The 14,312-nt window shown below is 37.5% G+C and carries 10 protein-coding genes; 5 read left to right on the top strand and 5 right to left on the bottom strand.

Features of this window, described 5'->3' with window-relative positions; translation table 11 throughout:
- Nucleotides 1-119: 119 nt before the first annotated feature.
- Nucleotides 120-1,193 (top strand): endolytic transglycosylase MltG, encoded by a 1,074-nt coding sequence (mltG, locus tag CYTFE_RS0110320; protein ID WP_027471720.1) that lies wholly within the window; start codon nucleotides 120-122, stop codon nucleotides 1,191-1,193.
- Nucleotides 1,194-1,259: 66 nt separating this feature from the next.
- Here the strand turns inward: mltG and dapF are convergent, their stop codons facing one another.
- The gene (gene dapF / locus CYTFE_RS0110315) at nucleotides 1,260-2,051 is read right to left on the bottom strand and encodes a diaminopimelate epimerase (RefSeq protein WP_027471719.1); all 792 of its coding nucleotides are present in this window, start codon (nucleotides 2,049-2,051) and stop codon (nucleotides 1,260-1,262) included.
- A 365-nt stretch (nucleotides 2,052-2,416) separates the two neighbouring features.
- Here dapF and CYTFE_RS0110310 point away from each other — a divergent pair, with 365 nt between their 5' ends.
- Together CYTFE_RS0110310 and CYTFE_RS0110305 are read left to right on the top strand one after the other, a co-directional pair.
- Nucleotides 2,417-3,892, top strand: a complete 1,476-nt coding sequence (locus CYTFE_RS0110310; RefSeq protein ID WP_027471718.1) for a Do family serine endopeptidase — start codon at nucleotides 2,417-2,419, stop codon at nucleotides 3,890-3,892.
- Between the two features lie 89 nt (nucleotides 3,893-3,981).
- Entirely contained in the window at nucleotides 3,982-4,842 is an 861-nt protein-coding gene (locus CYTFE_RS0110305) for a sigma-70 family RNA polymerase sigma factor (RefSeq protein WP_027471717.1), read from the top strand.
- A 380-nt stretch (nucleotides 4,843-5,222) separates the two neighbouring features.
- On the opposite strand, the gene CYTFE_RS0110300 is transcribed toward CYTFE_RS0110305, so the two are convergent.
- The 3 genes from CYTFE_RS0110300 to CYTFE_RS26080 form a co-directional block, all read right to left on the bottom strand.
- Nucleotides 5,223-5,624, bottom strand: a complete 402-nt coding sequence (locus tag CYTFE_RS0110300; protein WP_044262735.1) for a hypothetical protein — start codon at nucleotides 5,622-5,624, stop codon at nucleotides 5,223-5,225.
- Between the two features lie 515 nt (nucleotides 5,625-6,139).
- Nucleotides 6,140-8,611 carry a TonB-dependent receptor plug domain-containing protein gene (locus CYTFE_RS0110295; protein WP_044262734.1) on the bottom strand — a complete coding sequence of 824 codons (2,472 nt, stop codon included), beginning with the start codon at nucleotides 8,609-8,611 and terminating at the stop codon, nucleotides 6,140-6,142.
- 11 nt (nucleotides 8,612-8,622) lie between these two features.
- Entirely contained in the window at nucleotides 8,623-9,129 is a 507-nt protein-coding gene (locus CYTFE_RS26080) for a YfiR family protein (RefSeq protein WP_052343138.1), read from the bottom strand.
- Nucleotides 9,130-9,931: 802 nt separating this feature from the next.
- Between CYTFE_RS26080 and CYTFE_RS26075 the strand changes: the two genes are divergently transcribed.
- Nucleotides 9,932-11,347 carry a tryptophanase gene (locus CYTFE_RS26075; protein ID WP_044213814.1) on the top strand — a complete coding sequence of 472 codons (1,416 nt, stop codon included), beginning with the start codon at nucleotides 9,932-9,934 and terminating at the stop codon, nucleotides 11,345-11,347.
- Between the two features lie 370 nt (nucleotides 11,348-11,717).
- Nucleotides 11,718-13,136, top strand: coding sequence for a PQQ-dependent sugar dehydrogenase (locus tag CYTFE_RS26070; RefSeq protein WP_044213815.1), 1,419 nt, complete (start codon nucleotides 11,718-11,720; stop codon nucleotides 13,134-13,136).
- A gap of 154 nt (nucleotides 13,137-13,290) precedes the next feature.
- On the opposite strand, the gene CYTFE_RS0110270 is transcribed toward CYTFE_RS26070, so the two are convergent.
- On the bottom strand, nucleotides 13,291-13,983 hold the full coding sequence (locus tag CYTFE_RS0110270; RefSeq protein ID WP_044213816.1) for a Crp/Fnr family transcriptional regulator: 693 nt from the start codon (nucleotides 13,981-13,983) through the stop codon (nucleotides 13,291-13,293).
- Nucleotides 13,984-14,312 lie beyond the last annotated feature (329 nt).

Below are 14,312 nucleotides of genomic sequence, written 5' to 3'. Positions count from 1 at the left end.
ATATAATATTCTTTGCAAAACTTTTTATTTATTTTTATTTCGCTAAGTTTAATGTATTGCAAGGTAATTGCAGAACGGAATATTCTGTTATATTTGAATGTTCACTCTAGATATTTTAAATGAAAAATAAAGTTAAGAAGACGAAGAGGAAAATGACCCGTAGAATTAAGAGAATGGGGTTGTTCTTCATTGTTTTGGTACTTATTGCTGTTTTATTTGGTGGTAGGTTTTATAGGTATATTAATGCGGCTAATGTAGATCTGTCTCATGTGGAAACACCCTATATTTATATTCCCAATGGTGCCAGTTTTAGTGAGCTTAAGGCCATATTAGAAGGTTCAGGAGTTATCAAGGATATGGTAAGTTTTGAATGGGTAGCCCAAAAAAAGGAATATCCTAACCGCATAAAAGGCGGTCGTTATAAGCTGGAAGATGGCATGTCTAATAATCGGTTGGTGAATATGTTACGAAGTGGCAAGCAGGAACCGGTGAATGTTACATTCAACAATATACGAGAACTGGAGCGTTTGGCTGAGATCGTGGGAGGGAAGTTGATGGTTGACTCTGCTGAGCTTATGAGTTTATTTGTTAATGATGAATATATCGGTACCTTGGGTTTTGATAGATATACTTTACCTGCATTGTTTTTACCCAACACCTATCAGCTATATTGGAATACTGATGCGCGTGGTTTTGTGAAAAGGATGAAACGGGAATATGATAGTTTCTGGACTTCGGAGAAGCAAAGTAAGGCAAGAGAAAAGGGGTTGACAATGATTGAGGTAGCTATTTTAGCTAGCATTGTGGATGAGGAAACGCAGATGGTTGATGAAAAACCGATGGTGGCTGGTTTGTATTTGAATCGACTCAAGAGAGGGATGCGTTTGCAGGCTGATCCTACTTTGAAATATGCTTTGGGTGATTTTTCCATTAAAAGGCTTTTGAATGCAGATAAGGAAGTGGATTCCCCGTATAATACTTATAAGTATGCCGGTTTGCCACCCGGACCTGTGAGAATTCCTTCTGTGGCTGGATTAAATGCAGTGTTAAATGCTAAGTCGCATAAATATTTGTATATGTGTGCTAAAGAAGATTTTTCTGGATACCATAATTTTGCCAAAACACTTTCGCAACATAATGCAAATGCTGCTAGATATCGCAGAGAACTCAATAGGAGAGGTATAAGGAGGTAAGATGGAAGCGGGCAGATAGTCATGCTTATATATATGAGACAGTGACCATCGGCTCGCAGGTTCTTGCTATACAGTGATATTGCCTTTATAGACAAAAGTGGCAGGGCCTGTAAGCCAGATGTTCTTAAATCCACCAGCTGTGTCACCTTCAAACCATACCTGTAGCCTTCCGCCTTTCACGTCTATATTGAAGTCGCGGCACTCATTGTTTTTTGTGAAAGTGCTGATTGCCGACGCAACCACTCCGGTTCCACACGAATAGGTTTCGTCCTCAACACCCCTTTCATAGGTTCTTACTTTTATGTGATCAGGTGCAATTTCTTCTACTATATTAACGTTGGTGCCAGCAGGTTTAAAAGTATCTGAATGCCTTATTTGTCTGCCTATCTTTACAATGTCAAGGGTGTCTATATTGGATTTGTGGGCCACGTAATGGGGAGAACCAGTATCTAAGAAGTAGTATCCATCATTGATGTCAATGGTTTTAACATCTGTCATTTGCAGACTAACAATGCCATTGTTGTATTTGGCAATGTGCATGCCATCAACGGCTTCAAAATAGAAGGGTTTTGACGGATCTGCAGCGCCTACTTTTACGGCGAAGGCCGCTATGCATCTTCCACCATTTCCACACATAGAAGCTTCCTTTCCATCGCTGTTGTAGTAACGCATGGTAAATGCGACTTCTTCTGCTTTGTGTTTTTCAAGTAGCATGAGTCCGTCGGCACCAATACCCATTCTTCGGTTGCATAAATAACTGACAAGATCAATGTTTTTGCTGTCAAAATTTCCATCTCTATTGTCGATAATCACAAAATCGTTGCCTGTGCCCTGGTATTTATAAAATTCAATTTGCATTATGTTTATATTCAAAGTATTTGATAATTAGATTCTTTTAAATGATACCTGTCTGAAAAAAGATGAACAAAGTTAACGAAAAATCAGTTAAAATTAGGTTAAGGTACTTATTCTGGCATAATAAGGGCATATAATTTGCCATTTTTGAACCGTGATTTTCATATGTTTAAAGTTTATCTATCAAGGGTCATTTGGAGCTCGCCAGAATTAATCACCCCTCTGTGTGTGAAATATTACTCATGGCTCGTCTGATATGGTTAAACTTTATCAATGGTCATAAAAAATGACAATCTGATCATGAATCGGATAAAAAGGTAAATAATAATAAGATGTCTTACGGACATGTAAATTTAAAATTATACGTTATGAATGTTAAAAGAATATTTTTTGTGTTCCTGACAGCTGTACTCGGTGGAATTGTTGGGGTGTATGCGTTTGTGTTATTTGTGAAACCTGATCAAGAGATCGTTGCTGTTGAGCGGCCTGTGGTACCGGCTGCCCGATATGCTTCCATGGGAGTTGCCGCGCCTGTGGGGGTGCCCGATTTTACGGTAGCTGCTGAGAAGTCTGTGGAAGCTGTGGTTCACGTGATGACCAAAGCGAATGTTTCCGGTAACGGATATTCACAAAATAATCCGTTTTATGATTTCTTTTTTGGACCAAGGGGTGGAACAATGCCGGATAGAAGTCCTGTTATGGGATCTGGTTCGGGTGTAATTATATCTGAAGATGGTTATATTATTACCAATAACCACGTGATAGATAATGCAGATGAAATAGAAGTGATACTTAATGACAGGCGCTCTTATACAGCTACCCTGGTGGGCACGGATCCAACGACCGATATTGCTCTTTTGAAAATTGAAGAAAAGGGACTTGTGTTTTTGACTTATGGAAGCTCAGATGATCTTAGGATTGGAGAATGGGTGTTAGCAGTTGGTAATCCATTTAACCTAACTTCTACAGTAACAGCTGGTATTGTGAGTGCTAAGTCCAGAAGCATCAATATTCTGGCCAACAGAAATCAACCAATGGGTATTGAGTCTTTTATTCAAACGGATGCGGCTGTAAATCCTGGAAATAGTGGAGGGGCTTTGGTTAATACACGCGGTGAGCTGATTGGTATTAATACCGCCATTGCTTCGCAAACGGGTTCTTATGCTGGTTATTCCTTTGCCGTTCCTGTGGGTATAGCTCAAAAAGTAGTGGCCGACCTTATGGAGTTTGGAGAAGTGCAACGTGCCTTTATTGGCGTGCAGATAGTAGGTGTTACTGCAGAGATTGCAGAACAATATGACCTGGACAAAGTGGAAGGTGTGTATGTGAGTGCTGTTACTGTGAATGGCGGTGCAGATGCCGCTGGTGTTAAGGAAGGAGATGTGATAATTAGTATAGATGATGTGAAAGTTAATACAAATTCTGAACTAATTGAGCAAGTGAGTCAGCACCGTCCTGGAGATAAAGTGCATTTAGTTGTAAAAAGGGGTGGAAAAAGAAAACAATTTACCGTAGTTTTACGTAATAGTTATGGTTCTACTGACTTAGTGAAAGAGAAAGAAGGAATATCCGATTTGTTAGGTGCGGAGTTGCGTAAATTAACAGATCAGGAAAAGGCAAAGTTAGGAATAGATTATGGTATGAAAATTGTTAAACTTAAAACCGGTAAATTAAAACAAAGTGGTGTAGGTGAAGAGTTTATCATTTTAAAGGCCAATCGAGAACCCATAAGCAGTGTGAAGGATTTGAAAAATGTGATTGCATCTACCGATGGAGGTTTGTTTATCACAGGAGTTTATCCAAACGGACAAGTTGCCTATTACGCTATTAATCTACAGGATTAGTATTCGTTTAATTTGTCTCACTCTTTTGTATAATAATTGGATATTAGATTAAAAAAGTATAATTTTGCGCCACATTTTGCATATAGGATATGAGACAACTTAAGATAACAAAATCAATTACTAACCGCGAGAGTGCTTCTTTAGATAAATATCTTCAGGAAATCGGTCGTGAGGAATTGATAACCGTAGAGGAAGAAGTAGAATTGGCTCAGCGAATTAAAAAAGGTGATCAAATAGCCTTGGAGAAGCTGACAAGGGCTAACTTGCGTTTTGTTGTTTCGGTTGCTAAGCAATATCAAAATCAAGGGTTGAGTCTTCCTGATTTGATCAATGAAGGTAATCTTGGTTTGATAAAAGCAGCTGAAAAATTTGATGAAACGCGTGGGTTTAAGTTTATTTCCTATGCGGTGTGGTGGATTCGTCAGTCCATACTACAGGCTTTGGCCGAACAGTCCCGGATTGTGCGTCTACCCTTGAATCAGGTTGGTTCTTTGAATAAAATCAATAAGGCCTATTCTAAATTCGAGCAGGAAAATGAACGTAAGCCATCTCCTGAGGAGTTGGCGGATAAGTTAGAGTTGCCCGTTGATAAGGTGGCAGATACCTTGCGAGTATCTGGTCGGCATATATCTGTGGATGCCCCATTTGTGGAAGGTGAGGATAATAGCTTGCTGGATGTTTTGGTGAACGGTGATTCTCCGAATGCTGATAAAACTTTGATTAATGAGTCCTTGGCACGTGAGATTGAAAGAGCTTTAGCTACTTTGACTGAGCGTGAATCGGATATTATTAAACTGTTCTTCGGTATTCAAACACAAGAAATGACCTTGGAAGAGATAGGTGAACGCTTCGGTTTAACACGTGAAAGGGTTCGACAAATAAAAGAAAAAGCGATTCGTAGATTGAGACATACTTCCAGAAGTAAATTGTTGAAATCGTATTTAGGTTAGTCCTAATAGCGTATAAAATATATAAAAGGCTGTCTCTGATGAGATGGCCTTTTTTTTATGGTGTCATTCGAGATCACTTCGTTACTTTTCTTTAATTCACCATAGCTGGTGCTATGCCTCATTTCAACAAGTTATTGATTGATTGTACTTTTAATTCTCATGACGGAGTTGTCATGAGGGCCTTTAAAAATAAACCTTCCCGAATAAAAAGAACATATGAGGACAGTTCAATCTTGAAAACATATTCATGTAAAAACATAGAGGGATGCAATTTTTCCATAACCATATTTCGTAATTCTCAATAAATGAGTAATCCGCATTTGAGTACCCAACCACCAATAAAAATTTATATTTGATCAGGAGTCCCTATGAATAATCAACTAATGACAGCTGTCTGATGAAGAACAGGAAGCGCAAGATTGAGAAGCGCAGTCTTTTTTGCTTTCAATCATAGTTTCGGTGAAATCCTGTAGTAAGCCTCTTTTGTAATGGTCAATATTTTCTTTTGTTACATTTCCAACAGCCTTGTATACTTCTATTTCATTTTCAAATAAAATTTTGGCAGCCATAGGTCGTAAGTTAGGGGTGATGATGATTTGAATGCCTTGTTTTTTTATTTCACTGAGGGACATGTATATGGTATTGGTATCCGACAAGGAATAGATGACGGAGGCGTCTGTGTCAAAATCATAAATGCAATAATGTTGTGCTTTGTAAAAATCGTTGGCAACGCGTTCCTTCTGAAGGGTATTGTTGCCCATAATTGGGATACATGCTTTCATTTGTAATTATTTTAATGGTCATTTGTGTGTCACAAGAGAATTCAATCATTGCCAAGTGTAATACTTTTTGCAAAGATTGGTTTCAGGTTCGTCATTTACTTCGGTATATGTTACCAATATGTAAATAAATTAGCCTATTTATTACCATTATGTAGGGTTCAAATAGGTTGTATTTATTGTATTATATTGATAGTTAGTGTTTAAAGTTATTTTTGATCCTGATGTATATATAAATATTACAAGTGTTAGGCCAAATCTTTAAAAAGCGAGTTAATGCATAAAGGCTGCCTCTTTAGTCTAGAGACAGCCCTTGTGGAGTAAAATTATGTAGATGTTTTTTTTTCTTTAAAACTCCAAGAGTTATTAAAAAATATATTACGCATTAAAATGGCTGCCCATCAAGTTGTGGACTAACGTGTTCCAATTTAATAAAGAGGTGTTATGCTTCATGCCAGCAAGTTCTGGCTTGTAGTCACTTTTGATCCTCATGACGAGGTTCTTATACGTCATTCAGGTTACAATTTGAACTGAATCCCTGCTAAAATCATCACAGGTATTTGGTCCATAAAGGCAAATTCTCTTGATTGTTGGCTTAATAAATTTTTTCCATTTATATAGAGAGTTAAATGATTTGAGGTTTTGTAAGACGCTTTTAGGTTTAGTAATATTTTACCATCAATTTCTTCGGCATAGTATTGGTTTTCGAACGTTTGTTTACCATAAAAATATGCCTGAGGAAAAAATTCTATTTTTTTAGTGGGGCGATATGTAATTGAAAATCCACCAAAATACGAAGGAGTGCCCTTGTACTGATAATTATTGATGTTATTTTCAGGTAATGAGGTAGAAGATGCTTTCACAAAGGTTGGAACCTGTTCTGGTGTGATTTCTCCTGACAATAGTTGACTACCAATTTCTTCCAGTGCAGTTTGTACCTTAGCTCCAGCTACCGTGGCTTGATGTAAAATAATATCGTCTCTGCTGGCAGGCTGATAATGGTCAAGGTGGGTTTGTTGAAGTGTTAAGTTAGCATTTACTACTAATTTCTCATTAATTACCCAATCCATATTTATACTGAGTCCTAGCTGCTTCGATTTTAGATCATAGTTTTGGTATTGAATATGTACTGAATCGGGACGTCCTATGGCTTCTTGCCCCATGATAGCCTGCAAAGGATTATATACGACGTAGTCGGTGTAATCGGGTGCTAAGGCACCGAAGTCTTTTGATACATGATAAAAGGCCTCGAAATCCAACAATATGTTTTTTACAGGCCTTAGTCTGTAACCCAATTCAAACATATCCATGGTTTTAAGGTCATAATCATTGATTTCTCCTCCAAATTGCATCACCCGGGGATAAGGGCGATTGACTATATTCCATGTGTAGTTTGAATAGGTGTTTACGATAAATGACGACTGGTTTGCCCTTGAATATACAGCTCTTAATAGGTTGTGATCGTTTATTTTGTAGGAAGCTACAAATTGCCAAGAAGCATAAATATCGTCAGGGTGGTTATATTTTTCGGCACGCAAGGCGGAAACAAAACGTAATTTGTCAGTTGGTTTGTAATCGAGTCGCATACTGCCAGCTAGAATATCGATGGTGCTTTCCCCATTTAAATAACCTTTTCCATTTTCTGAAATATGCGGAGAATCATCATAGGTCATGGCTTGATAGCTTACGCCAGGACGTATATCTAAACCGCCTATTTTAAAATTGTATTCAGCTTGAATATTGTATTGTTTGTTGTCAAGTTCAAATCCTTCATTTCCAGTCATGTAATCTATGGTTCCGGTGTTGAAATTGGCTTGTAATGAAAAGTTTTTTACAGTAGTATGTAAATTTATGTATTGGGTAGCTGCTTTTTTTGTGGAGTAGGGTGTAGGTACATCGCCCATTGTTGAGGACAATGCTTCTGACTCTTGTGAGCCTGCAGAAAGCTGTATTGTTGTGTATTTATTTGGTGCATAATGCAGATATCCATTTACCCCAATGCGTTCTTTTGATTGTTGAGGGTTAGGAAATGAGGTGTTTATGTCGTAGGTTTGCTTGCCCACCATATAAGGAGCCCATAGTTGGTATTGCCCTTTATACATTTTACTGATTTCATCTTTGGTATAGTAGCCGGATCCGGTGGGTTTACCATCTAAAGTATATAAAAGATTTCCGTTATCATCTTCTCCGTTATATATAAATAAATCGTCTCTTTCTCGTTTGCGTATTTCGTAATTGCCAGTGACTCCTATACTCCATTTTTTGTTTATTTTTTTTCTAAAGGCTATATCACCAATGTATGAGCTTAAAGAGCCACCTTGAAAGTTGCCTGAAATAAGCGGTGTTTCAGAAGTTATCATTTGTGTGATAATATTGATGACACCAGAAACAGCATTAGGACCATATAAAGCACTGGAAGGGCCGCGTATAACCTCTATTCGATCTATATCTTCAAAGCCTATTGGTAGAGTCTCCCATATTGTACCGCCATGTGAATAATTAAATACCGGGCGGCCATTTATCATAACCAAGGTATTCATATTTTCAGAATATAATAGCATGTTTTTAGAAGGAAGGTTGTCGTTACCTCGAATGTGAACGTCGTAGTTACCATTGGTTTTTTCTCGAACGATAACTCCAGGAACCAGGCGCAGCGCTTCTTCAATACAGGTGGCTCCGGATGCAATTATTTGGTCGTGACTTAAAACAGTGGTAGATAAGGGTGAATCAAATAGATTTTCTTCTGTTTTAGAAGCAGAGGTAACCTCTTTGTTTAATAGTAAGTCATATAATTCATCCAGACTGGAGGCTCCGACTATATCCATTAATTGGGAAAGTTCGTCTAAATCGTATAGCGCTAGTTCCTCTATTTTCATCTCTAGTACTTGTTCTCGGCTAATACTATGGATGTCTATTTTGTTTTCTTGTGCATATACGGAGATGGTAACGGCCATCCATAAAATGAGTGATATATATTTTCGTAGTAACATGTGTGTTTAATTTATTTTATTTCGATACCGAGCGCGATAAGTTTAGGATCTACATTCAGTTGGTGTGATTTGATGTTGGCTTGGTTTACTTCATATTTCAGCTTGCCATTACGGTTGACGTAGTTGATGCAAGCACCTTTTTTACATAAGTTATCTTTGTTGGTAATAATTAGCGTAGGCTTACCCGCGAAATAAGTCGTAACCTCAGATAATTTTCCTGAGTTAGAGGCGGGAATGTAATACATATTTGCATTGGGAGCTTCGGATGGTGATTTCACCTTTTTGATTACAATGGGCTTGCCATTAATTTTTCTGATTGCTGCTAGTTTGTTCAATTCCGAAATAATGGCATCGTTTCCGGATACACCGATAATAAACTCGTTTTGCTTTGCCTGGTCTGGCCATACGATGTATTTAGCAAAGTTAAACATAAACAGTGCCTTAAACATGGACTGTTGACCATGGATGGTTAGTGACATTATCATCATTATTCCTACCATCAACTGTCTTCTCTTCATAGTTCTTTGAGTAAGTTTTATACGAATTTTGTTAGGTATTTGAACATTGTATTCGAATAAATGAAACGAAGGTTGCAGTAAACATGTGTGTTTTTGAGGGAGTGAAAGAAGTGAGATATGGAAGTAGGGTGTTATGATTCATGATGTTTTGTAAAGAATAGATGATGTGTTTATTGTTGTATGTTGTTTATGTAGAGTAGTTTGGTGAGTTTGGAACCACCTGTTTAAATGGCTTATAAAAATAGTTTTGTTATATTGATGATATTTTTGTGGAATATGTTAGTGAATTAGTTTTGTTGATGAATGTATATTTTGTGTAGACGAGATTTTTATGAATTATTACAATGAGCATAGTAACATGACAAATAATAGGTGTAGTTTATGGTTAAATTTTTTAAATTTGGACTATTGCTTTTACTTTGAGTATGCATAAGAATCTCGATCTCATATCATTTCTATCCTTTCGTTTGTTCCTAAATGTTAAACGACGAGACGAATTCCAGGTCACTAAAGGTTAAAAATTAGGAGTCACCCGTACCAAGTCTTTTCACGGTTCACAATCATGTTTTCGGCATATGTTACGCAATAGATATTGCTGTGGCTCATAAATAGTGGCTGCAAGAAAACAACTGTTTTTTTTTGTCTTTGATAAAAAAGCTTCAAAGACAAGGCTTTCGATATTTTTGAAACCAAGGAGTTTACTGATTGTAAATGACTGTTTCAAAAATGAGAATAACGCAGTATTTGGAGTTTTCTTGCAAAGGCTAAATACCATTTTTTTTCATCATAAATAAAATTAGTCATGGAATTACCTTTTTCAGAATCTTATAAAATAAAGATGGTTGAACCCATCCGAAAAAGTACCAGAGAAGAAAGGGAACGTTGGATTAAAAACGCAGCTTATAATCTGTTTAATTTGAAGAGCAATCAGGTTTTTATTGACTTGTTAACTGATAGTGGAACGGGAGCCATGAGCGACCGTCAGTGGGCTTGTATGATGTTGGGCGATGAGAGTTATGCTGGTGCTACTTCTTATTATAATATGAAACAGGCCATAAAAAATATATTGGGGTTTGATTATTTTTTACCCACACATCAAGGACGCGCTGCCGAAAATGTTTTGTTTTCTGCGCTTATCTCAGAAGGTGACATCATACCAGGAAATACTCATTTTGATACCACAAAGGGGCACATTGAGTTTCGCAAAGCAAGGGCTGTTGATTGTTCCATTGACGAAGCATTTGATACTACACTTCAGCATCCTTTTAAAGGCAATGTGGACTTAAATAAGCTGGAGTCAATTTACCTGAAATATCCTGCGGAGCAAATACCATGCGTTATTGTTACGGTTACCTGTAATTCTTCAGGAGGACAACCTGTATCTATGCAAAACTTACGTGATGTTTATGAATTAAGTAAAAAGTATGGTGTTCGAGTGCTTTTTGATTCGGCTCGCTTTGCAGAGAATGCTTATTTTATTAAAACCCGTGAGAAGGGATATGTCCATAGAACCATCAAAGAGATTGTAGCAGAGATGTTTACCTATGCTGATGGAATGACTATGAGCAGTAAGAAGGATGCTATTGTGAATATGGGTGGATTTATTGCTTTACGGGAGGAAGAACTGTTCAAAAAAGCTGCACAGTTTAATATTATTTACGAAGGATACATTACCTATGGTGGCATGTCGGGGCGTGATATGAATGCTTTGGCTCAGGGGCTTGATGAGGGAACTGAATTTGACTACCTGGAGACCCGCATTAAACAGGTGGCCTATTTAGGTCAACGACTAAAAGAGTTTGGTGTGCCTGTACAGGAGCCATTTGGAGGTCATGCCATATTTGTGGATGCTAGACGATTTTTGCCGCAAATACCAGTGGATCAATTTGTAGCACAAACCTTAGCTGTAGAGTTATATAAAGAAGCCGGGGTGAGAGGTGTGGAGATAGGAACACTATTGGCAGACCGAGATCCTGTTACGCACGAAAATAGATATCCAAAACTGGAGCTCTTACGTTTGGCCATTCCCCGCAGGGTATATACCAATAATCATATGGATGTGATCGCAGTAGCTCTTAAAAATGTGTATGATAGGAGGAAAAAGATTAAATCTGGTTATCGAATTGTAAATGAAGCTCCTATATTAAGACATTTTACCGTTGAATTGGCGCCTTATGCAGGCAAGAATATGGAGACTAGTTTCGTAGAAATAAAGTAAAACTGTTTCGTTGGTTTCATATTGGTGTATGAGTATCTACATCATGACAAGAGTGATATTTATAATATCCAAATATGGTTCTTGTTGTGTTTACAAACAATTCGTGTTTTTGTGTGTTATATCTTTTAGGCTTTAATGATGTACTAGAACTTCGTTGTGAGGATTAAAAGTGCAAACAGTCAAGTACTTGTATAAAGAGGCATGGCATCGCTATGGTGAATAGAGGCGAGTCATGAGAATAATGGAACACACAGGAGAATGATTTAAATTTGTGGCTTAAAGCCATGGCGGAAGCAGAATTTGTGAGGGTGTTTTATACCCCCAACAGGCATGATGAGATCGTTTTATTGAGTAAATAGTATTCGTAAATATGAAGCATATATTTCTTTTTGTTATGGTGGTTGCTTTTCATTTGTGGGTGTCCTGCCAAACCCAGAATGATACTAAGCGTGGTTTTCAGTCAGGCACCAATGCCGAGTCTCATTTTCAAAACTTTTGTTTGGGATGTCATAATGATGGTAAATCTTCTTTTGTTGAGCGAACATGGCTTTGGGGGAAGGGAAGAGACGAGCTTTTTAAAAGTATAAAATATGGACGAGTAGCCTATGGAATGCCTGCCTTTGCTGAAGGATTGACAGATACAACTATATATGACCTAGTTGATTATATCTTAAAAATGGATATGAAGCCTCTAGTAAATACTGACCTTATTACGGTGCATGAGGAGGGAGTGGAGCAAAGTGAAGATATGAAGTTCAGGGTGGATACTGTTGTGGATGGATTAGATGTTCCTTGGGGACTTGAGTTTTTGCCCAATGGCGATTTGTTGATCACCGAAAGAAAAGGAGAATTATTACGTTTTACCACTCATGGTAAATTGCAGCAAATAACAGGTTTGCCTCCTATTATAGCAGAAGGACAAGGGGGCTTACTAGATATTGAACTTCATCCCGACTATGCAAAAAATGGTTGGTTGTATTTTTCATACTCCTCACCCAATGAGCAAAACAATAACCTGGCCAACACTGCAGTGATGCGGGCTCGGCTGAAGGGGAATGCATTGGTTGATAAACAACGTATTTTCAAAGCCATGCCTGAGACCAATAAGCGCCATCACTATGGTAGTAAGTTGGAATTTGATAGAGAGGGCTATTTGTACATTTCGGTGGGCGATCGTGGCAACCGGGATCGTAATCCCCAATCGCTGGATAATCATTGTGGAAAGATTCATCGTATAAATGATGACGGGAGTATACCTCCAGAAAATCCTTTTGTTGGTAAGAAAGGCGCTATGCCTTCTATTTATTCTTATGGTCATCGTAATCCGCAAGGTGTGTGCATGCATCCTGTAACCGGAGAAATGTGGTCAGATGAACACGGCCCCAAAGGAGGTGATGAGATAAATATTATTGAAGCGGCCAAGAATTACGGATGGCCGGTGATTTCGTTTGGTATCAATTATAATGGAACGACTTTTACCAAGGATACAGCCACGGTAGGTATGGAACAGCCCCTGTTGTATTGGGTTCCTTCCATTGCTCCCTGTGGTATGACCTTTGTGAAAGGGGATCGTTATCCCAATTGGAAAAATAATATATTAACAGGTTCCCTTCGTTTTGAGTATTTACATCGAGTTGTGTTACATGGTAAACAAGTAGTGAAGCAGGAAAAACTGCTGGAAGGAGTTGGCCGTGTGCGAAATGTAGAAATGAGCCCCGATGGCTATATTTATGTGGCGATTGAAAATCCAGGTAAAATATTGAAGATTATTCCCATCGTTTCCCATTAAAAGCTATATATCTTCATGGGGCATTCCAGACTTCTTTTATTAATGAAGGTATTGGTTGCTAATTTATTAGTTAATTAGTTTCAGTTTATCTTTGTGGTGCACTGCTTCTTCTTAATGATTTTTAAGCTATTATTTTTGTGAAAGGAGTTGCTTCTTAGCCTCTTAATTCAATGTTTTGTAATTTGTTGATGTTCGTTATTTGAATGTTTTTTCCTTCCAATTTTAACATGCCTTCTTTTTCAAACTCTTTGATGAACTTCACTGCACTTTCAACACTGATGGAAGCGAAGTCTGCAATGTTCTGGCGCGTTAAGTATTCAAAAACATTTTCATCCTTGAATTCGTTGGAAGATAGATATATTAAAGCGGAAGCTAATTTACCTCTCATTTGTTTGTGGGAAATATTATGGATGATGTTGAGGTAGCGATCTTCGTTATGGCAATTTTTGGAATTAATCTGCATGGCAAATCCCGGATTCTTTATTAATAATTTCTTTAAAGCTTCTTTGTCAATCATACATATGGTTGAATCTTTAAGAGAAATGGCAGAATATAAATATGTGTTTTTTCCAAAGACTGATGAAAATGCCAGAAAATCACCTTGTTTAGCCAAACGAATATTTACTTGTTTGTTCGTGTCTGTTTGAAGATAAATTCGAACCAAACCTTTATTTACAAACAGTACATGGGTAGCAAATGCTCCTTGTTTGAATATTGTTTCATCTTTGAAAAAAGATAATTGGGTTTTATTTTTATTGATAATTTGCAAATCTTCTGCTTCTAAAGATTGGAAACATGCAGATGTGTTTTCTAGGTCGACTGTATTGTTTTGATTATGTTTTTCCAAAGTGATACAACTTTATGGTAAATTATATACAAAGGTACAACAAAGCAACTTTGTATTGGCCAAATTTTAAAGATTACTATTCCGTAATAAAATAATTATCATATTTCAATCTTTTTTGCAAAATACTACCGTTATACTTTCTTGTGCTGAGCATCTTAAGGCTCTATTTTTGCCCTGTCGGTGATGGAACAATATTAACAGCATGTTTGATTGTATATCCCAAAAGGCAGATGTCCTGAAACGATATGGCGATCAGATATCAATGCTTGGTAGTACGCACTATTTGCGAAATATATAAATACATGGGATGAAATGACCCATGGGAATGG

Source organism: Saccharicrinis fermentans DSM 9555 = JCM 21142 (genome assembly GCF_000517085.1).
Lineage (GTDB): Bacteria > Bacteroidota > Bacteroidia > Bacteroidales > Marinilabiliaceae > Saccharicrinis > Saccharicrinis fermentans.
The sequence above is the reverse complement of the archived record's forward strand: the minus strand, read 5'-3'. Positions and strand labels throughout refer to the sequence as shown.